Origin of the sequence: Helicobacter magdeburgensis, assembly GCF_000765825.2 — a bacterium.
In the GTDB taxonomy this organism is placed as follows: Bacteria; Campylobacterota; Campylobacteria; order Campylobacterales; family Helicobacteraceae; genus Helicobacter_C; species Helicobacter_C magdeburgensis.
In genome coordinates this window covers 38424-59794 of record NZ_JRPE02000011.1, presented here as the reverse complement: position 1 = coordinate 59794, position 21371 = coordinate 38424, and the positions used below count along the sequence as shown (strand labels likewise).

Genomic DNA, 21371 nt, shown 5'->3' with positions numbered 1-21371 from the left:
GTAAAATATGATAAAGACACGCCAACGCAATCTAAAGCTATTTGAGTTTGAATCTGGGGCTAGCACGGAAGAATATATCGCTTTTATCACAAAGCATTTGCCCCTTTTGCGATACCACACGCTTGGCTTTAAGAATGAAATAGATTCTGTTTTAAAAGAGTTTTTGCAATCTCATCAGCTAAGCTTTAGCACACTTGATACGATTTACACTTTTCAAAGCCCACAGCAAAAGGAGTCTAAAGATTCTAAACTCAATGCAGAATCTCAAAAGACTTCATCTGCCCCCACATTGTTTGTATCTAAAGTGGTGCGGAGTGGGGAGGAGATTATCCATAATGGTGATGTGGTGATAGAATCTCAAGTCAATGATGGTGCTAGGGTGATAGCAGGTGGGAATCTTGCTATGTTTGGGGAATGTAAGGGGAGTGTTGAAGTTAGCGGGGAATATATGATTTGCAAAAAGATTCTAGCTTCAGCGATCATTTTTCAAGATAGATTGCTTGATGAGCCTTTTTTACATAAAATTAACCAAAGCAGTGCATTATTCAAAATAATTTTTAAAAAAGACGATGATATAGTCATAAAGGACTTGCTATGAAACAAAAAACGATAAAGAATAAGGTTGAGATTGTAGGCGTTGGATTGCATAAAGGTGTGCCTGTGAGAATGGAGCTTGAGCCTTTGGATAGCAATAGTGGCGTGGTGTTTTATCGTAGTGATTTAGGGGTAAGCATTGAGCTAAAGCCTGAAAATGTCATTGATACCACGATGGCAACGGTGCTTGGCAAGGGGGAGGCTAGAATCTCCACCATTGAGCATTTGCTTTCAGCCATTCACGCCTATGGGATTGATAATATTAGAATCTGCTTAGATAATGAGGAAGTGCCGATAATGGACGGAAGCTCTATTGGCTATTGTATGCTTATTGAAGAAGCAGGAATCATCTCGCAAAATGCTCCTAAAAAAGCCATCGCCATTAAAAAACCTATTGAGATTCAAGATGATAAAAAGTTCGTGCGAGTTGAGCCTAGTGAGCGGACGATTTTTGATTTTAGCATTGATTTTAGCCACCCTGCTATCCGTCAGCAACATTATAAATTTACCTTTAGCACAAAGGCGTATAAGCAAGAGATTGCCCGTGCTAGGACTTTTGGCTTTTTGCACGAGGTGAATTATTTACGCTCTATTGGACTTGCTAAGGGCGGGGATTTGAGTAATTGTATCGTGCTTGATGAGAGTGGGATTTTGAATAAAGATGGGTTGCGGTATAAAGAAGAATTTGTGCGACATAAGATTCTAGATGCTATTGGCGATATGGCATTGCTTGGAATGCCCCTGCTTGGCACTTATGTCTCTTATGCGGGAAGCCACAAGCTTAATCATTTGCTCACAAAACAGCTTTTAAGTGATGAAAAAGCCTATGAGATTGTAAGCCTTGAAGATAAGGCTATGGAAGAAGCCTTAGAATATGCCTATGAGATGTAAGCCTTAAAAGTTTAAGAGATAAAATTGAAAGAAATTGATATAGTACTTGTGAGTGTTGGCGGGACTATAAAATGTGGATTGTATGAGAATAAAGGGCTTTTTGAAGAGATAGTAAGCAATGAGCTAACGCTTACCGCCTTGCCTAAAATCTTTGAATCTTTACTCCCAAATCCTAAGCAAGATTCTAAATATACAGATATAAAAATAAACACCATTTACTATGCCAATGGACCCGGGAGTTTTAGTGCGTTGAAGCTTACACATATTTTTTTACACACGCTAAGCTTAATATATGAAGTGAAGCTATTAGCTACTTCTAGCTTTTATTTCACTCAAGCAAAGTATATTAAAGCCTTTGGCACGACTTATTTTTATGAAGATGAGAATAATGATATTGCCCTTGCTTATGGTGTAGATAACCCACAAGAGAGCGAGTTTTATCTCCCAAAGATTCTAGATACGCTCCGTTTTCATCACAAGATAGAGCCATTGTATATATTGCCACCGGTGCAAAGTTAGAATCTAGGGGCTTTACAAGCGGAGTTAAGAGAAAAACATTATAATGCGAGTTTTTTGATGTTTTAAAAGGGAAGGAGTGAGTTTTGGTTGTTCGTGTTCCTGCTACAAGTGCCAATCTTGGACCGGGCTTTGATACGCTGGGCTTGGCTTTGAATCTTTACAATACTTTTAGCGTTACTCCCGCACGACTTAGCAGTATCCATATTGCAGGGGAAGGTGAAGATCGCCCAAAATTACGGATAGACAATGTATTTGTTAAGATTTTTAATGAAGTGCTTGAATTTTATGAATATCCGCGGGGACATTATAAATTTAGCTTTCACAATGATATTCCTATCTCAAGGGGGCTTGGCTCTAGCTCGGCGGTGATTATCGGGGCGATTGTGAGTGCATATCATATAATGCAAAAGCCTTTAGATACAAATGAGATTCTAAACCTTGCCCTTTGCTATGAAAATCACCCTGATAATATCACTCCTGCACTCTGTGGGGGCTTTAACATCGCAATGCTAGAATCTAACAAACAGCCCACCAAAAATACCCGTAAAGATTCTATTTTTGGCAGTCAAAAAACAAGGGTTGTGAGTATGAAAACGCCAATCTCTAGCGATATTAAAGCTGTTGTTGTTGTGCCAAATACGACTATTTCTACAAAATTTTCTCGTCGCACTTTGCCTAAGAAATACAGCACAAAAGATGCGGTTTTTAATCTTTCTCACGCGTGTATGCTAAGTGCAGCATTTTTAAAAGGGGATTATAAACTGCTAAGGGAAGCAAGTGGGGATAGATTCCACCAAGATGTGCGTATGAAAGCTTTGCCGATTTTATTTGCTATCCAAAAACTTGCTTTAGAGAATAATGCTCTCTTAAGCACGCTCTCTGGCAGTGGCTCATCATTTTTAAATATTTGCTATGCCGATGAGAGTAAGAATCTTGTAGAGCTAATGCAAAAGAGTTTTCCAAAATTCCGCGTGTTTGAGCTGGAGTTTGATAATATGGGCGCGACACTGCTAGAATCATAAAAATTAGGTATAATACGAATGAAACAAGCCAAGCAAACGCGTATGTGTGTCAAATGCCGCAAGAGATTTCATCAAAAGGAGCTTTTAAGACTGCAATGTGATGGTGATTCCCTATGTGAGTTTAGCGGGAAAGGACGAAGTTTTTATGTGTGTTGGGAGTGCGTAGGGCAGCCAAAAACACTTCAAGTGATACTCAAAATCAATAAGCTCAAACCAAATGAGAACTATGCTGTAAGACTAAAGGAGATAAGCAATCAATGGAAAAAATTAGACTAGCACAAATTGGGCAGGAATTTGGCAAGGATGCTAAATTTGCCTTTGAAAAAGCCAAGGAAATGGGGTTAAGTGTCAAAACGCCTTCAAGCTCGGTTACGCAAGAAGAGGCGGCAATGCTCTATGAGTTTATGACAACAGGTGTAAATCCACTGCCCCCAAAGTCTGAATCTAAAAAGTCAAAGGCAACTAAAAGCAAAGATTCTGCTAAAAAGACTTCATCTCAAGCTAAAGATACAAAAGCCCAAGTAGAAAAAAAACAAATGGTGGAAAAAGAGAAAAAGCCATCTAAAACTAAAAAAGAAGCTCCATTAGAGCAAGAATCTAAAAAGGCAAAGCAGGATAGCCTACAAACTGAAGCACTAAGCCCTAAAGAGAGCGGAGATTCTACTCAGGCTGTGAGTATAGAGCCAAAAGCCAAGCCGGGATTAAGGATTGTCCGCAAGAATGACAAGCAAGAGCCAAAAGGTAAAGAGCAAAGCCCTATTGAATCTAAAAAAGATGAGGGCAAAAAACCAACGCTAAGTTACAAAGAACTTCTCGCACAAAGTGCTGATAAAGAGCATAAAAAACACAAAAAAGATAAACATAAGCCAAAGGTAGCCCACAAGCACACGGATCAAAAGATTCATATTTTAGATGATAGGGATATTGGCTTTGATTATGATGATGAACAAGATGAAATTATGCTTTTTGATTTGAATGAAACACAAGTGCGTGATGAAGATGAAGAAAATAAAATCCGCCAAGCTATCACGGATAGGGTGCAGATTCACAGAAAGAATCCGTGGATGAATGAAGGGAGCATTAAACGCGGTGGTAAAAGACGCAAACCGCCAAAAGTAGTAAAAAATGTAGATAAAGTCAAAGGGGCGATTTCTATCCCAGAAGAGATACGCGTATATGAGTTTGCTGAACTCATTAGAGTAGAACTTAAAGAAGTCATCAAAGTGCTATTTAATCTTGGACTTATGGCGACTAAAAATGATTTCCTTGATCGCGATGCTATTGAGATTTTGGCTGATGAATTTGAGCTAGAGATTTCTATCCAAGATGTGAAAGAACATACTGAAATAGAAATGGAGCTAGAAGATGCACCACAGCTTGAGCGTCCGCCTGTGGTTACGATTATGGGGCACGTGGATCACGGAAAAACTTCATTGCTTGATTATATCCGTAATTCTCGCGTGGCAAGTGGTGAAGCGGGGGGCATTACCCAACATATTGGGGCGTATATGGTGGAAAAAAATGGCAAGAAAATCAGCTTTATTGACACGCCCGGACACGAAGCCTTTACACAAATGCGAAGCCGTGGAGCGCAGGTTACGGATATTGCTATTATTGTTATTGCTGCTGATGATGGCGTAAAGCAACAAACCATAGAAGCACTCAATCACGCCAAGGCTGCTAATGTGCAAATCATCATTGCGATGAATAAAATGGATAAGGAAAATGCTAACCCCGATAAGCTTAAGGCTGAATGTGCGGAGCTTGGATTTACGCCTAATGAGTGGGGTGGGGAATATGAGTTTATCCCTATTTCTGCTAAGAGTGGGGAAGGGGTTGAAAATCTGCTAGAGACGATTTTAATTCAAGCTGAAGTGTTAGAGCTTAAAGCTTCTCATCAAGGTAAAGCTAGAGCCATCGTATTAGAGGCAAGTTTGGAAAAAGGCAGGGGTCCAGTGGCAACTATCATCGTGCAACAAGGGGTGCTAAATGTCGGGGATTCTGTCGTGGCAGATACGGCTTTTGGGCGTGTGAGAGCGTTGCTTGATGATAGGGGGCAGAATATTACACAGCTTTATCCCTCCGGTGTAGCGGTTGTTACTGGGCTTTCACTTGTGCCAAGTGCGGGAGCAGTGCTTCAAAGTGTGGAAAATGATACGATTGCACGAGAACACGCACAAAAACGCGCTTTATATCTGCGGCAAAAAGAACTCAGTAAAAGCACAAAGGTTACTTTTGATGAGCTAGGCGAGATGGTCGCTCAAGGGAATCTTAAAAGTCTGCCACTTATTGTCAAAGCCGATACGCAAGGCAGTTTAGAGGCGATAAAAGCAAGTTTAGAAAAGCTAAGTAATGATGAAGTGCGTGTCAATATTATCGGTTTTGGCGTTGGGGGGATTAGTGAAAGTGATATAGACTTATCTGCGACAAGTGAAAATAGCTTGATTCTAGGATTCAATGTCCGCCCAACAGGGAGCGTGAAAGCTAAGGCAAAAGAGCTTGGCGTTGAGATTAAGACATATTCTATTATTTATTCATTGCTTGATGATATTAAGGCGTTGCTTGGTGGGCTGATGTCGCCTGTGATTGAAGAAGAAAACACTGGACAAGCTGAAGTGCGTGAGACATTCAATATTCCTAAGGTTGGTGTGATTGCTGGGTGTATGGTCGTTGATGGGAGTATTCAAAGGGGTATTAAAGTGCGGCTTATACGCGATGGTGTGGTGGTGCATACAGGATCTATTAGCTCACTCAAGCGGTTTAAAGATGATGCTAAGGAAGTCTCAAAAGGCTATGAATGTGGCATTATGCTAGAAAACTACAATGACATTAAAGTGGGCGATGTGTTTGAAACTTACAAAGAAATTGCCAAAACAAAGACTTTGTAAAGATTGTGAAAATTTACTTATTTTGATTAGAATCTCGCCCACTTTTTACAAAAGGAGAAAGAATGAAAAAGTTAGCTTGTATCTTATGCGGATTTTTCTTCTTGAGTGTTGCACAGGCTGATGAAATGGCTGGGCAAAATAAGTTTATGATCGGTGCGTCTGGGAGCTTTGGCTTTATGGAGCGGTCATCAGAATACTACAATGCTCAGGGTATGGAGATAGATCAATTTGATGGTGATAAAAGTCTTAGTGGCTTTGGTGGAAGTGCTAGGCTAGGCTATGATGTGTATTTTAAGCCAACACAAGCTATTAGAATCTATGCTGATTATATTGGGGCGAGTTTTAATAAAGATGAGATTCTAGGCAGAATGAATCTTAATCATATCGGTGTAAATGTGGATTATCGCTATGATTTTGCAAGTGGCTTTGGCGTGTTTGCTGGAGCTGGTGCGGTGTATAATATGGGTAAAACAAATCTAGGCAATATAGATGGCATTGGTGCTGGATTTAATGTGGGCGGTGCGTATGTGATTAACGACTATGTTGAGCTAGAATTGCGTATGAAGTTTATTGTGGCTGAATATTTTAATAACAAAGCGGTAAATCCTGTGAGACTCCCTAATGGTGCAGGTGCTGGGACTATTACAGCTCAAAATCTTGACTTAGATGCTCCAATGTATCTTATGCTAGGGCTAAATGTAAGATTCTAAGATTTTTTGAGCGAGATAGAATCTAAAGGTAAATTTTATTCTTATAGCCCTAATAGTTTTATGTGCTATGGGGTTTGTTTCCCCCAAGCTCACGCATTATTCCAGACTCTCTAGCACCTTTTGAGCGTGGTCTTTAGCCTTGACATTATAAAAGCTTTGTTTAATCACACCATCTTTGCCAATGATAAATGTGCTACGGATAATCCCTTGCACTTCCTTGCCATACATCATTTTTGTGCCATAGGCTCCATACGCACTTGCCACACTTTTATCCGTATCGCTAAGGAGTAAAATCTTAAGATTCTGTTTGGCAATAAAATTTTGATGACATTTTGGGCTATCTGGGCTAATGCCTACAATCACATAATCTTTGGCGGCAAAAGATTCCAAAAGCACACTAAAGTCTTTTGCTTCAATCGTGCAGCCGGGCGTATTGTCCTTGGGGTAAAAATACACAATCACATTTTTGCTTAATAAATCCTGCAAGGCAAACTCTGTCTCATCGCTACTTTTTAGCCTAAAAAGCGGGGCTTTATCTCCTGCTTGAAGTTTCATTTTTAAATCTCCTTTATACAAATTTAGCTCACCAAGTCTTTTAACTCATAAGGCAAGATTCTAGCATTTTTACAATAATGCTAATTTACTTGTGTTTGCGTTTCAAAACTTTTCACATAGCCCTGAATCTGCCCTAAAACTTTAGAATCTATTTTCAAACGCAGTCGCATAACGCTTAAACTCAGCTCACTACCTATGAGCTTAACCTCATCTTTGCTTGTTACAAGTAGTGAAGTGGCATTATGCTTTTTCATAGAATCTTGCAGAGCGTTTATATCAAAGCGTGAGTGATCGCTAAGGGTAATCTTCCCCACCACAGAATCTGGCAAAAACGCATCAAGCCTTGAAGGATTAGCAATAGCAGTCAGCAAAAGCATTCGCTCACTAGGAGATTCTATACTCACTTCCCTTTCATATTCTATCCCCTCACGCACGAGTATATCGGCTTCCTTTGCCGCACTTCTTATTTCGCGGTAAATCCCACTTGGCAAACAAAATGGAAAGAAAGGCTTTAAAAGTGGCTCTAGCACGATATTGAGTTTTTTAAATCTAAATCTAAATCCATCATCTAAAAATATAACCTTAGCCCCTAGCTCTTTTGCTTTATGTATAGCTTCTATGCGGTTTTTAGACACAATCACACTTGCGTTTTTTAGCTCTCTTGCGATGAGATAAGGCTCATCTCCGGCTTCTTCTTGTGAGGTTTGAATCTCACCATTTAAGCTCACTACAACAAGCCCTTTAGATGAGCGTTTATAGCCACGAGAGATGACACAGGCATTTTGAAAATCTTTTGCTATCTCAATGATAAAAGGTGTCTTACCACTGCCCCCGGCGATGAGATTCCCCACACTCACAATGGGGATATGAAAATCTTGGAATTTAGAGAATCTTCGCCTTACAATTGAGCCTATGGCATAAAGGAGTGAAATAGGTAAAAGAGTAATACTTAGACATTTTTGCAAGAAGCTTGGGTTATAAAAATATGAGTCAATAAAACGCATTGTTTTCCTTAATCTTGATGTGTGATACAAAAGGGGTTGCTAAAGGCAAACACGCTTGGCATAGTGCGTTTAAAGGCATTTGCCCAGATTCTTGTGCAAAGTGATTTTACCATTTGGGATTCAAAGCCTTGAGATTCTAAAGCATTTTGAATGCAATCTCGTTCATCTTTTTGTCCTGCCTTCAAACCGCCTAGATTTTCAAAACACATAAGAAATGAATCAATCTCTTCATAGCTATATCCCAAATCACTCTCATCGCTTTGATTAGCAAATAAATCTGCACTTGGCTTTTTATTTATGAGATTCTGCGGAAGATTGAGATGTTTGGCTAGGGCAAAAATTTGTGTCTTATACAGGCTGCCGATGGGGTTTATCGCACAGGCTAAATCACCAAAAATCGTCCCATAGCCAAGCATAAGCTCACTTTTATTGCTTGTGCCTAGCACAAGGGCATTTTCCGCACTTGCATAATCATAGAGCAATGCCATTCTAAGCCTAGAGCAAAAATTCCCCATACGCAACTTTTGCCTATCATCTAAATCGCTTTTGAGTAAGTCGTTTTCAAATCCCAAATGCGAGGCAAAATGGCTTTGAAAGCTTTCAAGCTTTATCACTTGCTGAGTGAGATTAAGAATCTTAGCAAGATATAGTGCATCATCAAAGTGCATAGGGCTTGAACTAAAAGAGGGCATAAGCAAAACTTTTAGATTTTCACTCCCCAAAGCCAAAACGCCAAGAGCTGCTACCACAGCAGAATCTATCCCACCGCTTAAGCCTAAAACCCCTTTTTTAAATCCGCGTTGGCTAAACTCCTTTTGTAAAAAAAACACACAAGAATCTACAAAACTCTTCATCATATCCCTTTTGTTATGCCCTTTTATGATGTCATTTATTTTCGTGTCGCACATTATAACATACTCTAAAAATAAACAAAAAGTTTAACAAAAATAAACAATATTTAAGCCTTTTTTGCATACGATACTAGCTTTTTAACTTCAAACAAACACGAAAGGAGAAAAGATGCAAGACACAAAAAGACGCGATTTTCTGGGAATGGCTCTAGGTGGTGTTGCTGCTGTGGGAGCTGTGGCTTCCTTGTATGCGATGAAACGCTCTTGGGACCCGTTGCCTAGCGTTGTATCGGCTGGATTCACAACATTTGATTTGAGTGCATTGCAAGAGGGCGTGCTTCAAACGGTGGAATGGCGAGGTAAGCCTGTGTATATTCTTAAAAAACAAGCAGGTAGCCAAAAGACGCCGGGCAGGGATTTTGAAGTAAATGGTGCGGTTTATACCGTTGGGATTCAGATTTGCACACATTTGGGCTGTATCCCAAGCTTTAATCAAGGTGCACAAGAATTTGCGTGTGCGTGCCACGGCGGGAGATTTGACTCTTCTGGCGTCAATGAAGCAGGTACTCCACCACCGCGTCCTATGGATATTCCACCTTTTAAGATTGATGGGACAAAAATGGTGCTAGGTGAAGAGGGGCAAGAGTATAAAGCCCTGCTTGAAACAAAACAAGCATAAGGAGAAAGTATGGAAGTGAAAAAAGCTGAAGGCTTGGTAGATTGGCTTGATCAACGCCTTGCCATTAGGAAATTAATGGAAGTGATGATGACTAAGTATTGGGTCCCTAAAAACATCAACTTCCTTTGGGCGATGGGCGTTGTGTTACTCACACTCTTTTCGTTACTTGTGGTGTCTGGATTCTTCCTTTTGATGTATTATAAGCCTGATGTGAATCTTGCCTTTGATAGTGTCAATCATACGATTATGACTGAAGTGGCATTTGGCTGGTTGTGGCGGCATATCCACGCTGTGGCGGCAAGTATGATATTTTTGATTATTTATATTCATATGTTTGTGGCTATTTATTATGGCTCTTTCAAAAAAGGGCGTGAAATGGTGTGGATTGGCGGAATGCTGCTTTTTGTGCTTTTTTCTGCTGAAGCTTTTAGTGGCTATATGCTTCCTTGGGGGCAGATGAGCTATTGGGCGGCCGCGGTTATCACAAATCTTTTTGGCGGGATTCCATTCATCGGTCCTGATGTGGTTGAGTGGGTGAGGGGGAATTTTGTCGTTGCAGATTCTACTTTGACACGCTTTTTTATGCTTCACGTTTGTTTGTTGCCGATTGTGATTATTGGCGTGATTGCATTGCACTTCTATACACTTAGAATGCCACACGTAAATAACGAAGATGGTGAGCATATTGACTTTGAAGCGGAAGCAAAAAAATACGAAGAGGGCAGAAAAAAAGAATCTAAGGTTATTCCTTTTTGGCCTGTATTCTTATCAAAAGACATTTTTGTTGTGTGCTTGTTTATGATAGGCTTTTTCTATCTTGTGTGCTTCCATTTTGACTTTGCTATGGATCCTATTAACTTTGATCCTGCAAATAATATGAAAACTCCAGCTCATATTTACCCAGAGTGGTATTTCTTGTGGAGCTATGAGGTGTTAAGGGGATTCTTCTTTAGTGCGGATTTGGGGCTTATTGCTTTTGGTATCGCACAAGTGGCATTTTTATTCCTGCCTTGGCTTGATAGAAGCTCTGTTATAGCACCTGCACATAAGCGTCCGGGCTATTTTGTGTGGTTCTGTCTGCTTATTGTAGATATGATTGTTCTTACAATCTTTGGAAAGCTCCCACCCGAAGGGGCAAATAACTTCATCGGTTTTGTAGCGTCTATTGGATTTTTGTTCCTTATCTTTGTGGCATTGCCGATTGTAACTATACTTGAAAACAAGAAAGGAGCACACTAATGAGAGAGATTAAGATTCTAGGCATTATTGTAGTTATCGTAGGTGTGCTGTATTGGGGTGTTGAGCCTTTGGCACACGCCACTTTTCACCCTGAAGTAGCAAAGGCGGACTTTGAGTTTAAAGATTTATCTCATAATGTTGATGTAAGCAAGGGTAATGCAGAGCGTGGAAAAGTTCTTGTAGAAGCAAATTGCGTGGCTTGTCATACGCTCAATGATGTTGGTATTGCTGGTGGGGATATGGCTGTGTATTTCCGCGATGATAAGGAAGCGACTATTTTCACACCTGATCTTTCAACGGCTGGGGCGATTTATGATGAGAAATTTTTAGCAAATCTCATCATTGATCCTGCAAATACATTGCATTTAGCCCATAAGTTCCCTAATGGCGATTTTCCTATGACGCCTTATGTAACAGATGGAGATTTGAATCAAGAGGTAGCCGACATTGTGGCGTATCTTAAGTCTGTTGGCTCTGTATCTTTGAAAAAGCAAGTTTTAGAATCTCAAGAGTTTGTTGCTAAAAAGGGCAATATTGAAAACTCAACGCTAAGTGAAGGGCAAAAGCAAAATGAGATTGCCAAGCTTGAAGAGAGCCTTACAAATAAAGCCACTTTCCTTAATGCTTGTTCTCGCTGCCACACGATGAAGTATGATGGTGTTAGCTCTCGCACGACTCCAGAATCTCTAGGTGTGTATCTTGGCTCTGCTGCACCTGATTTATCAACGATGATTTGCAGCAAGGGAGAACATTATTTAGAATACTTCATTAATGACCCGCAAAAAGTGTCTTACAAGGCTATTCAAGAAGCTATCATTAAAAAAGAAGGCTCACTTCCAGCCAATGATAAAAAGAGTGAATGGCAAGATGACAAAGATTATAGCAATCTAGCAAAAGAGCTTGGTGTAATGCCTGTGGGACTTTCTATGCCACGCGTAGGCTTGACACACGAAGCTCAAGAGCGAGTTGTAGCGTATTTAGAATCCATAGGTGATGCTAAAAAGGCGGAGAGAGAATCTCTAGGTACATATTTGATGATTTTCTTTGGTGTGCTTAGTATCCTTGCGTATCTTTGGAAAAGACGCATTTGGAGTGAGATTCACTAATCTTTACTTATCTAGCAGATTCTCAATCTGCTAGAATCTTTTAAAATCTGCTAATGCTAATTCTTTCAAATCTCTAAACAAAGTGTGCTTATAAGTCTAATGCTTTAAAAATAAGATTTAAAATGATGCAAGACAAAGAAGTAGGATATTTTCAAAAGGACTTATAGAATCTCATCTCCCTAAAGCCACTTAAGGCTAGGAAGACAAAGTAAGAACGCTATTTTTGCATAGCCTCAAGCTCAATATGCACATCAACATTATCGCTTACCATTGCATTGCCCGTGTCTGTGCCTACACCGAAATCTTTGCGATTAAGTTTGCCTTGCAATGTGAGTGCTACCAAATCTTTTCCTGTTTTTGGGTGCTTTACAGGACCATTAAGCTCTACATCAAATACCACCTTTTTTGTAACACCACGCATTGTGATATTTGCTTCAAGCTTTTTGCCACTATGTTTTACAAGCTCTAAAGTCGCCTTGCCAAATTTTTTAGAATCAAAAAAATCTGGAGCGTTAAGATGCTTATCACGCGCATTTGAATTTGTGTTGATTGAAGAGATTTCTACTTCTCCGCTTAATGCTTTGATAGTTTTGCCTTCAACATCAAGTGTGCCGCTAAATTTATCAAAGCTCCCTTTTACATTGCTTACAGACATATGTTTGACATTAAAGCCCACTGATGAATGGCTCACATCAATCTCATAAGGCACTGCTAACAACGCCGCACTACACGCTACACTTAAAGCAGTAGCAACAATAATCTTTCTCATAAAGGCTCCTTGTTTATGATTTAAGCAAGAATCTCTTGCTGATTTGATTGTAATCCTAGATTCTAAATTGTGGGTAAATTTTGCCTGTGTGGCTATGCTTGGTAGCAAATAGGGTTTGAGAATAAAAGCTTTTTTTTGTGCTACAATACGCCCTTTTAAATGCGACACAAAAGGATAATTATGAATCTGCTCAATGCCACATCTCTAGCCCATAGCTTTGAAACAACCCTGTATGAGAATCTAAGTCTAAGTGCGAATGCGGGGGAAAGCATAGCCATTCTTGGTGTAAGTGGGAGTGGCAAATCTACCATTTTAAATAATCTCTCTACTCTGCTGCCCCCAAAGGCTGGGAAAGTGAGCCTACTAGGCATTGAAGATATTTATGCCATTTCGGCTAAGAAACAGCTTTTGCTAAGGCGGCTTGAGCTTGGCATTGTGTTTCAGTCGCATTATTTGTTTCGCGGATTTAGCGGAGTGGAGAATCTCAAAGTCGCCTCCATTTTATCCCAACAAAGCATTGATGAAAATCTTTTAGAGGCTTTTGATATTGCTAGTGTCGTGCATCAGCCTATCGGGCAGTTAAGCGGCGGACAGCAACAAAGACTATCTATTGCAAGGGTGCTGACAAAAAAGCCAAAGATTATTTTTGCCGATGAACCAACGGGGAATCTTGATAGGCAAACGGCTTTGCGTGTGATGGAGATTCTCTTTTCATATATCCGCACACAAGGAGCAGCCCTTATCCTTGCAACACACGATGAGGAAATTGCAAGGCTTTGCAATAAAACTTATCGCTTGTATGATAAGGCATTGCATAGCGTGAGTGCGTAAAATAGGGGATAAGCCTTAAATTTCAAAGCATAATGCTATTATATATGAGATTTATTATTATAATTATGTTAAAATCCCTACCACATCAACAAAAACAAGCATAAAGGCAAAACAATGCAAGATATGATAGATTCACTTGAGGAATGGGGTTATGTGATTTTATTTGTATATTCGCTAGGTGGGGGATATGTGGGGCTTATCACGGCTGGGGTGATGAGTGCTTTGGGTAAGATGGATTTATGGCTTGCTGTGCCTGTTGCGTGTGTGGGGAATATTATTGGCAGTTCGCTTTTAGCCTATCTTGCAAGGTATCAAAAAAAAGATTTAAACGCCCTGCTTCAAAAGCACAGACGCAAAATCGCACTCGCACAAATCTGGCTTAAACGCTATGACGCGTGGCTGATTGTGCTAAGTAAATATCTCTATGGGGTGAAAACCATAGTCCCCCTTGCCATTGGCTTTAGTCGCTTTAATCTCTCTAGATTCTATTTCATTAATGCACTCTCTTGCGTGTTGTGGGCGGTTATTGTGGGTGTAGTTGGGTATTATGCAAGTAGTGGGGTGATTGCCCTATTAGAAAAGATTGACACGCACTCTTATGTCCTGCCCTTTGTGCTACTTGGGCTTATGGCTCTGCTCTTTATTATCATCTCGCAAGTGTCTAAAAAAGTCAAAAAGACATTGTAGATTTTTAAGGGGGGGGGTTATATATGGATTTGCAAGTGTGTATGCTCACTCAAAGAGAATCCACATTTAATTGATAAAGCTAGAGATTTTGTATTCATATCGCAAAAAGGGCATTGCTAGAATGCTTGTTGCAAAAAAGCAGAATTTGAAAATCTCCATCTTTGCAGTGATTTGTGTGGATTCTACGAGAAGTTTGGCTTTGTGTTTCACACTATGGCGTATGATGTTTTTGGGTTTCATAACCGCATTTACCGCTTAGAATCTTAACTTTAAATTTAAAGGCAACACCCCTTATAGAAGTTGTTTGCGTTGTGTAGTCTAAGTTTTGCCATAATGGCTTTGCTTGTAATGCTGTCCCAAATTAAAATCACAGATTTCACACAAAAAAGCAAAAAAGGTAATTGAGAGATATGAGTTTTTTTTCCATTGAATTTAGTATTCTGTTGCTTGTGTTTTTCTCACTCTACTGGAGCATAAAGCCCTTTAAGATTCAAAATCTTTTGCTTTTAGGCTTTAACTACCTTGTGATTTATCTTTTTAGCCCATATTTTGCACTTATTGTTGGGATTTACACTTGTCTTGTGTATGTTTTGGCTTTTTTTATTGACACTACAAGGTTGCGGTTTGTGTTTTTAAGCTGTGTTAGCGTATGTGTGTTATTTTTGTGCTTTTTTAAATATTATGCAAATATCAAAGATGAGTTTGACGCCCTACTTGTGCTTTTGGGGCTTGATTTTTTAGAATCTGATATTATTTTTCCTTTGGGATTAAGCTTTTATACTTTTAATTCCATTACCTACCTGCGTCAAGTATATGAAGAGGGTAAGAATCTTATGCGATATGAAGATGATGGGGAGTATTATGAAGAGCAAAACCCCGCCTTGCAAAGCTTTACAGCCTTGGCAACTTATCTTTCATTTTTTGCTACTTTTCTAGCTGGTCCTATAATGCGAAGTCATTTTTTCTTTCGTCAATATCACGCAAAGCGGGAGCTTGGCTCCATTGATTTGATTATCGCGTTAATACTTTTTGGCGTGGTAAAAAAGGTCTTTATCGCAAATTACGCACAAATCTATGCCACCCCCATTTTAAACGCCCCTTTTTCCTACCATAGCCTTGAATTGCTTTGTGCGATGTTTGCGTATAGTGTGCAGATTTATTGTGATTTTAGCGGATATGTGAATCTTGTGTGTGCCTTTGGGCTAGCTCTAGGCTTTACCTTGCCGCTAAATTTTAATATGCCCTATATGGCAAAAAATCTCAAAGACTTTTGGAATAGGTGGCATATCAGCCTTTCAACCTTTATCCGTGATTATATTTATATCCCGCTTGGGGGCAATAGAAATGGCTTTTTGATGACACAGATTCTAGTGCTTTTTGCCTTTGGGCTATCCGGCATTTGGCACGGCGATACTTGGACTTTTCTCATCTGGGGGCTTTTACACGGCTTTGGGCTTGTGGTGCTAAACTGCTACAAACAGCTAGGACTACCTAAACTGCCTTTTGGAGGGGCGAGTTTGACATTTTTATTTGTGAGTTTGTGCTGGATATTTTTTTATTACCATTCGCTTGAAGAGGCGATAAACTTTTTTCTAGCGATGTATCAAAATTTTTCACTCACACCGCCTGTTTATGCTTATGGTGTGCTTATGGGCTTTGTAGCACTCTTTTTACTCTATCCTTTTATGGCTCACACTTTAGAATCTACACAACGCATTTTTAGCCTTATGCCCCTTGTGCTAAAGCCCATTGTCTTAGCGGTGATTTTCACGCTCATTGTGGGCTTTATGCCTAGTGGGATTCCTAATTTTATTTATGCGAGTTTTTAATGCGTGCGTGGCAGTTTGTTTTTATCGCTCTTTTTACCTTTTTGCAGCTACTTTTTTATTTGCATAGTTCCATTGTGAGCTATGTAGAGCAGCAGTATCATAACTTTAGTGAGAGTGAAAATGTGTTTATGGAGTTTGTGGGAAGTGTGTATAATGCCTTATATTTGCAAGATAATACCCTTTTTGCTCTAAGTGACAAGCTAATGGGCGAGTTAGAATCTCTGCGTTCAAAAGTCTTTGGTTTGCTTGAAGTGGGGCAGATAGAGCAGAATCAAGAAGAGCTAGATTCTAAGCAAGATTCTGCTTTGCAAGGGAGAGATTTACAAAAAGATTCTAGTGATACAAATTTAGACAAAAGGGCAGAATCTCACACAGAATCTCAACCCCACGATTTAGATTCTAATCCACAAGATTTGGCTTCCCAAGAAAGTCATACATTAGATTCTAACTCCCAAGATTCTAGTCTGCAAGGATCTAACCCCATAGAAGCGGTGCTAAAAAATATCGCTACCACAGATGATTCTGCTCCAACATTACCTAAAGATTTGCAAGATTTATCTAACTTGCCTACATCAAACCCACAAACAGAATCTACGCTAGATTTTTCAAAGCCTTTCCCACAAGATTTACCTAAGCCCACTCCGCCTACACAGCCCCCGCAACCTACGCCACCACCATTGCAAGAAAGCTACACGCCTTTAAGAAGTATTAACAATCCTAGAATCCAAGTGAGCGAGGGAGATGGTGTTTTGCTCATTGGGGATTCTATGATGCAGGGCGTTGCACCCTATTTGCTAAGGACTTTTAAAAAGGTAAAGATTCAAGGGATAAATCTTAGCAAACACAGCACAGGGCTAACTTATAAGCATTATTTTAATTGGGAGTTGGCTACAAGAGACGCTTTAGAAAAGAATCCGCACATTTCGCTTATAGTCGTGCTTTTGGGGGCAAATGACCCGTGGAGTATGAAAAAAGGTATAGCGTTTAAAAGCCCTTTGTGGGAGGAGATTTACACGCAACGCATTGATGAGATTTTGCAGGTGGCTAGGGAATATGGTGTGCGTGTGGCGTGGTATGAAGTGCCAAGTGTGCGTGAAAAATCGCTCAATGATAAGATAATGTATCTTAATAGCTTGTATGAAGAATCAGTTAAGCAAAGCGGAGAGTATTTCTTACAAAGTAATGGCATTGTTACGCAAGGTGGGAAATATTCCGCCTTTATCAAAAATGCTAAGGGCAAGAGTGTGCAGGTGCGTGCTGATGATGGGGTGCATTTCACCACAAGGGGCTATCAAATAATGGCAAATATTTTGCTAAATAGCCTTGAAGTGCTGCCGCTTGAGAATGCCCCGCAAGAGAGTGAGCCTACACAGGAGCAAATGGGGGTAATGGAATGAAAAAGCTCATCACTGCCCTTATACTCTGCGTGAGTGCGTGTGTGAATGTATGTATGGGTGAAGAATATCCGCTAAAGTCCATTGCAAAGGCTATAAGTGAGCAGAGTGAGCCTAAGATTGCTAATGTGAGCAAGAAGCTTTTAGAATCCACGCAGGGCATAGTGAGCTATCAAAGTGAAATTCCCAAATCCTTGCAGCAAAAGCTTAAAAGTAGGCAGAATCTTAGCATTCGTGTTTTGGGGGATTCTCACATTGCGGGGGATTTCTTCTCTCATCGGTTGCGGGGGTTGCTTTTTAAGGATTATACGCTAGGCTTTGTGTATCCGCTTTACCCAAACTATCATCAAAATATCGCCCTAAAATATGAGAGTGAAAATTTTGAGATTCTAAACTCCCGCATTGATGAGCTTGATGAATATCCGCTAGGTGGCGTGGTGGCTAAACCCCTTGAGCTTCCCGCTTCCATCACACTTAGTCCGCAAAGATCCACAAACCCCATAGAGACAAAAATCATTTTTAAATCCCCCAACAAAGAATCTGCTCTAATCGTGGAAGATTCTCATAATCAACGCTTTATTATCAATGCTAAACGCCCTTTTGTGTGGCAGTTTTTGAGCCTTAGCCTACACTATCCCGCCACAATCCGTGCGTTAAATGAAAAGGTGCTACTTGGCGGATTTTTCCTTACAGATGAAAACAATAATATTGTTGAAAATCTCGGCATAAATGGGGCGCGTTCAAATTTATGGCTGAAATGGGATAAGGCACTTTTTATACAGCAAATGCGTTTTCTCCCTGCGGATTTAATTATCCTTTGCTATGGTTCAAATGACGCGTTGTATGATACTTTTAATGAATCGCTTTTTGTGAAAAATTACAGCGATTTGATTGATAATATAAGGGAGGCTAATCCTAATGCGAGTATTTTGCTCCTTACCCCGCCCCCTGTGGTGCAAAAGGTAAGCAATGCTACAAGGCGTAAAAAAGTGGTGTATAAGATGAGTAAAAACGCTAAGGGCGTGAGGGAGGCAGTTATCAAAGTGGCAAAGCAAAAGCAAACAATGCTCTTTGATTTAGAGGGCTTTATCAATCAAAGTGGGGGTAAGAAAAAGTGGGAGGAAGCCGCCTTAGCCAAGGCTGATGTGCATTTACTGCCAAATGGCTATAAGCTTGTAGCGGATAAGATTTTTTATGAGTTGCAGAAAATGAAATCTTTCTAAAAACAACACACTAATATAAAGCGGGATTCTAAAAATTGAGCTAAGACTTAAGCAAAGCGAGATAATCCTTTGCCCTCTGTCTGTTTGGCTTCCTGCAAGAAAGGTGCGTGTAGATTGAAAGCTCATCACACACGCCAAAAAGCGACTTTTTCACAGAATCAAAAAAATAATCGCATATTTCAATAATTTCAGCTTGTGTGTTGATATGCTCATAATTCATAATGACATCATAATCTAGCTTGTATTTAAGCCTAAATTCTATGCCGGTTGAGAGTTTGTAAGCCAAAGTCCATAGGAATCTAGCTTGGCTTGGGATAGCAGCGGAAAACACGCCATCATCTTTCAGTAACAAGCACGAGTGTGCTACTACTTCAGGCAAGTTTGCAATATGTTCTAAAACCGCACAGGAGATGATTCTGTCATAAAATAGGCTTTGAATTTGGGATTTTTGTGTGGATTTAAGGGATTTGGTGGATTCTATGTGGGATTTGGCAAATGCACTTATTTTATCGGCATTTGTATTTACCCCCCCCCCCCCGTTAATATCACTGCTTTGTGCTACTTCTGCAATATCTTTATATATGGCATTGATATGTTGGAGTTTTGGAGAATCTTTATAAAGGGCTTCAAATGGTTCTATAATGTCATAATGGCTAAAATCTTTTTCGTATGAGATTTGATTAAGCGTTCCTGCACCTATTTCTAGGGTTTTATGCCCGCTAATGCCTTGTGTGTCATTGGCTACTTTGTAATGTAGCCAACGCTCTAGCTTTTGGGCTAAGCCACTTGCCGCTCCTTGTCCATCTCTATTGTTCTTATAATGTTGCTCATAGATAGCCTGATAAGCTTGTGGCAATGGACTTCTAGTCTTTGGAAAATTATCAAACATTACCCACTCCTTTTACTTGCTTTTTACTCAACCTATCGCTTCAAGCCATTGACGGTTTGTAGCATAGAATCTGCGGTTTGAATGCTTTTTGAGTTGGCTTCATAGGCTCTCTGCCCCGTGATAAGATCTGTCATCTCTTCTACAAGTTTAACATTACTAAGCTCTAAAAATCCCTGTCGCAACTGCCCAAATCCCTCTAATCCGGGCACTCCAGCTACGGGATCGCCTGAAGCGTTTGTATTGATAAAAAGATTATCGCCTAGAGAGTGAAGCCCAGCAGGATTAATGAAATTGACAATCTCAATTTGCCCTAGCACATTCACTTCTGTTTGATTGCCTTCAATCACGCTGACCGTGCCATCTGTGCCGATATTAATCTGTGTCGCTCCCTCTGGAATAGTAAGCTCGGGGATAAGCCGATAGCCCTCTGCATTCACAACATTGCCGTTATTATCAAGCTTGAAGCTCCCTGCTCTTGTGTAGGCGATATTGCCATCAGGCAACTCAATTTGAAAAAATCCATTGCCGGTGATGGCTACATCAAGGTTGTTTTCCGTCTCTTTTGGGTGTCCTTGTGAAAACATCTTTTGCACCGCCACAGGTCGCACACCGATACCCACTTCAATGCCTGTGGGAGAAATAGTCGTCTCACTCGTGCTTGTCCCAGCGTATTGCAACACTTGGTAAAATAAATCCGCAAACTCCGCCCTTTGCTTTTTATACCCGGTGGTATTGACATTGGCGATATTGTTTGAAGTATTATCAATTTGCATTTGCTGTCCTAGCATACCGGTGGTGGCTGTGTAGAGCGATCTCATCATAGGGCTATCCTTTTCTTAATCTCGTGAATTGTTACTTTTATGAAGCAATTTGTGGGTTTAAAAGCAAAAGTGATTCCACACTAAAGATTTTTATAGCTAGATTCTAATATAGTTTGGCTTTTAGTTCTGCTCTAAGGGTTGGTTTCAGCCCCATTGAGATTCAAAATATATGAGATTTCAAAAAGGGAATTTATGCTTTTAACAACGCTTTATATCATTGCTATTACCGCAGAGGGAATGACTGGTGCGCTTGCGGCTGGAAAGCATAGAATGGACTTGTTTGGTGTGATGTTTATTGCACTTGTTACGGCTATTGGCGGTGGGTCAATCCGCGATATTTTGCTCAATCACTATCCGCTCACTTGGGTAGCCCACCCTGAATATGTGATTCTTATTTGTGTGGCGGCTTTGCTTACCACACAAGTCCCACGCGTTGTTAGCAAATCTGAATCTGTGTTTCTCACACTTGATGCGGTGGGGCTTGTGGTCTTTAGCATTTTAGGCGCACAAGTAGCCATTGATAAGGAATATGGCTTTATTATCGCGGTGAGTGCGGCGGTGATAACAGGCGTATTTGGTGGAATCTTGCGTGATATTTTATGTATGCGCATTCCCCTTGTGTTTCAAAAAGAGATTTATGCAGGCGTTGCTATTATTGCTGGGGGAATGTATTACGCCCTGCTTGAATATGCGAAAATGGATATTATGCTAGTTACAATCTTAACGCTTTTTGTGGGCGTATCAGCTAGACTTTTGGCGATTTTTTATAAGCTTTCATTGCCGGTTTTTAGCTATCAAGATGAGGGCGAAAAAAAGCAAGATGAGCAGAAAAAACAAGAATAGAGCGGTGTAATGTTAGTTTTTGGATTC

23 protein-coding genes are annotated in these 21371 nt (G+C 40.1%); 16 read left to right on the top strand and 7 right to left on the bottom strand.

The annotated features are described in order from the left end of the window. Positions 1-7: 7 nt before the first annotated feature. From minC to LS74_RS07960, 7 genes are all read left to right on the top strand, one after another. Positions 8-598, top strand: a complete 591-nt coding sequence (gene minC / locus LS74_RS07990) for a septum site-determining protein MinC (RefSeq protein WP_034585879.1) — start codon at positions 8-10, stop codon at positions 596-598. Next, on the top strand, positions 595-1485 hold the full coding sequence (gene lpxC / locus LS74_RS07985; protein WP_034585877.1) for a UDP-3-O-acyl-N-acetylglucosamine deacetylase: 891 nt from the start codon (positions 595-597) through the stop codon (positions 1483-1485). The genes minC and lpxC overlap by 4 nt, the downstream gene beginning before the upstream one ends. A gap of 24 nt (positions 1486-1509) precedes the next feature. Continuing rightward, positions 1510-2004 (top strand): hypothetical protein, encoded by a 495-nt coding sequence (locus tag LS74_RS07980; RefSeq protein WP_034585875.1) that lies wholly within the window; start codon positions 1510-1512, stop codon positions 2002-2004. A gap of 83 nt (positions 2005-2087) precedes the next feature. After that, entirely contained in the window at positions 2088-3026 is a 939-nt protein-coding gene (thrB, locus tag LS74_RS07975) for a homoserine kinase (protein WP_034585873.1), read from the top strand. A gap of 18 nt (positions 3027-3044) precedes the next feature. Beyond that, on the top strand, positions 3045-3302 hold the full coding sequence (locus LS74_RS07970; RefSeq protein ID WP_002956152.1) for a DUF448 domain-containing protein: 258 nt from the start codon (positions 3045-3047) through the stop codon (positions 3300-3302). Further along, a complete protein-coding gene (gene infB, locus LS74_RS07965; RefSeq protein ID WP_034585869.1) occupies positions 3284-5914 on the top strand; it encodes a translation initiation factor IF-2 in 2631 nt (876 codons plus the stop codon). The genes LS74_RS07970 and infB overlap by 19 nt, the downstream gene beginning before the upstream one ends. 62 nt (positions 5915-5976) lie before the next feature. Further along, on the top strand, positions 5977-6624 hold the full coding sequence (locus LS74_RS07960) for a porin family protein (protein ID WP_034585866.1): 648 nt from the start codon (positions 5977-5979) through the stop codon (positions 6622-6624). Between the two features lie 96 nt (positions 6625-6720). Here the strand turns inward: LS74_RS07960 and bcp are convergent, their stop codons facing one another. The 3 genes from bcp to LS74_RS07945 all read right to left on the bottom strand — a co-directional run bounded on the left by bcp (position 6721) and on the right by LS74_RS07945 (position 9037). Further along, positions 6721-7179 (bottom strand): thioredoxin-dependent thiol peroxidase, encoded by a 459-nt coding sequence (gene bcp, locus LS74_RS07955; RefSeq protein ID WP_034585865.1) that lies wholly within the window; start codon positions 7177-7179, stop codon positions 6721-6723. A gap of 80 nt (positions 7180-7259) precedes the next feature. Beyond that, positions 7260-8183 (bottom strand): tetraacyldisaccharide 4'-kinase, encoded by a 924-nt coding sequence (locus LS74_RS07950; RefSeq protein ID WP_034585863.1) that lies wholly within the window; start codon positions 8181-8183, stop codon positions 7260-7262. An 8-nt stretch (positions 8184-8191) separates the two neighbouring features. After that, positions 8192-9037 carry an NAD+ synthase gene (locus LS74_RS07945; RefSeq protein WP_034585860.1) on the bottom strand — a complete coding sequence of 282 codons (846 nt, stop codon included), beginning with the start codon at positions 9035-9037 and terminating at the stop codon, positions 8192-8194. Positions 9038-9203: 166 nt separating this feature from the next. Between LS74_RS07945 and petA the strand changes: the two genes are divergently transcribed. Genes petA through LS74_RS07930 form a run of 3 tightly spaced genes read left to right on the top strand, consistent with a single transcriptional unit; the run spans position 9204 to position 12058 of the window. Beyond that, on the top strand, positions 9204-9713 hold the full coding sequence (petA, locus tag LS74_RS07940; protein ID WP_034585858.1) for a ubiquinol-cytochrome c reductase iron-sulfur subunit: 510 nt from the start codon (positions 9204-9206) through the stop codon (positions 9711-9713). A 9-nt stretch (positions 9714-9722) separates the two neighbouring features. After that, positions 9723-10952 carry a cytochrome b gene (locus LS74_RS07935; protein ID WP_002956159.1) on the top strand — a complete coding sequence of 410 codons (1230 nt, stop codon included), beginning with the start codon at positions 9723-9725 and terminating at the stop codon, positions 10950-10952. Continuing rightward, positions 10952-12058: a c-type cytochrome gene (locus LS74_RS07930; protein ID WP_138129003.1), complete on the top strand. Its 1107-nt coding sequence runs from the start codon at positions 10952-10954 to the stop codon at positions 12056-12058. The genes LS74_RS07935 and LS74_RS07930 overlap by 1 nt, the downstream gene beginning before the upstream one ends. Before the next feature lie 217 nt (positions 12059-12275). On the opposite strand, the gene LS74_RS07925 is transcribed toward LS74_RS07930, so the two are convergent. Beyond that, positions 12276-12827 carry a YceI family protein gene (locus tag LS74_RS07925; protein ID WP_034589461.1) on the bottom strand — a complete coding sequence of 184 codons (552 nt, stop codon included), beginning with the start codon at positions 12825-12827 and terminating at the stop codon, positions 12276-12278. 180 nt (positions 12828-13007) lie between these two features. Between LS74_RS07925 and LS74_RS07920 the strand changes: the two genes are divergently transcribed. Together LS74_RS07920 and LS74_RS07915 are read left to right on the top strand one after the other, a co-directional pair. Then, complete coding sequence (locus tag LS74_RS07920) at positions 13008-13658, top strand: ABC transporter ATP-binding protein (RefSeq protein WP_138129001.1); 651 nt, start codon at positions 13008-13010, stop codon at positions 13656-13658. A 114-nt stretch (positions 13659-13772) separates the two neighbouring features. Continuing rightward, the gene (locus tag LS74_RS07915; protein WP_034584999.1) at positions 13773-14345 is read left to right on the top strand and encodes a DedA family protein; all 573 of its coding nucleotides are present in this window, start codon (positions 13773-13775) and stop codon (positions 14343-14345) included. 66 nt (positions 14346-14411) lie between these two features. On the opposite strand, the gene LS74_RS10925 is transcribed toward LS74_RS07915, so the two are convergent. Beyond that, positions 14412-14585, bottom strand: a complete 174-nt coding sequence (locus tag LS74_RS10925; protein WP_167480475.1) for a hypothetical protein — start codon at positions 14583-14585, stop codon at positions 14412-14414. Positions 14586-14755: 170 nt separating this feature from the next. Between LS74_RS10925 and LS74_RS07910 the strand changes: the two genes are divergently transcribed. From LS74_RS07910 to LS74_RS07900, 3 genes are read left to right on the top strand one after another with little or no spacing between them, the layout of a single operon-like run. Next, complete coding sequence (locus tag LS74_RS07910; protein WP_034584996.1) at positions 14756-16174, top strand: MBOAT family O-acyltransferase; 1419 nt, start codon at positions 14756-14758, stop codon at positions 16172-16174. After that, positions 16174-17571, top strand: a complete 1398-nt coding sequence (locus tag LS74_RS07905; RefSeq protein ID WP_034584994.1) for an SGNH/GDSL hydrolase family protein — start codon at positions 16174-16176, stop codon at positions 17569-17571. Before LS74_RS07910 ends, LS74_RS07905 begins: the two co-directional genes overlap by 1 nt. Continuing rightward, positions 17568-18791 carry a GDSL-type esterase/lipase family protein gene (locus LS74_RS07900; RefSeq protein ID WP_034584992.1) on the top strand — a complete coding sequence of 408 codons (1224 nt, stop codon included), beginning with the start codon at positions 17568-17570 and terminating at the stop codon, positions 18789-18791. Before LS74_RS07905 ends, LS74_RS07900 begins: the two co-directional genes overlap by 4 nt. 40 nt (positions 18792-18831) lie before the next feature. On the opposite strand, the gene LS74_RS11400 is transcribed toward LS74_RS07900, so the two are convergent. Then, a complete protein-coding gene (locus LS74_RS11400; protein WP_236096873.1) occupies positions 18832-19680 on the bottom strand; it encodes a methyltransferase domain-containing protein in 849 nt (282 codons plus the stop codon). 32 nt (positions 19681-19712) lie between these two features. Next, positions 19713-20501, bottom strand: a complete 789-nt coding sequence (gene flgG / locus LS74_RS07890; RefSeq protein ID WP_034584990.1) for a flagellar basal-body rod protein FlgG — start codon at positions 20499-20501, stop codon at positions 19713-19715. A 192-nt stretch (positions 20502-20693) separates the two neighbouring features. Between flgG and LS74_RS07885 the strand changes: the two genes are divergently transcribed. After that, positions 20694-21344 carry a trimeric intracellular cation channel family protein gene (locus tag LS74_RS07885; RefSeq protein ID WP_034584987.1) on the top strand — a complete coding sequence of 217 codons (651 nt, stop codon included), beginning with the start codon at positions 20694-20696 and terminating at the stop codon, positions 21342-21344. Positions 21345-21371: the final 27 nt, after the last annotated feature.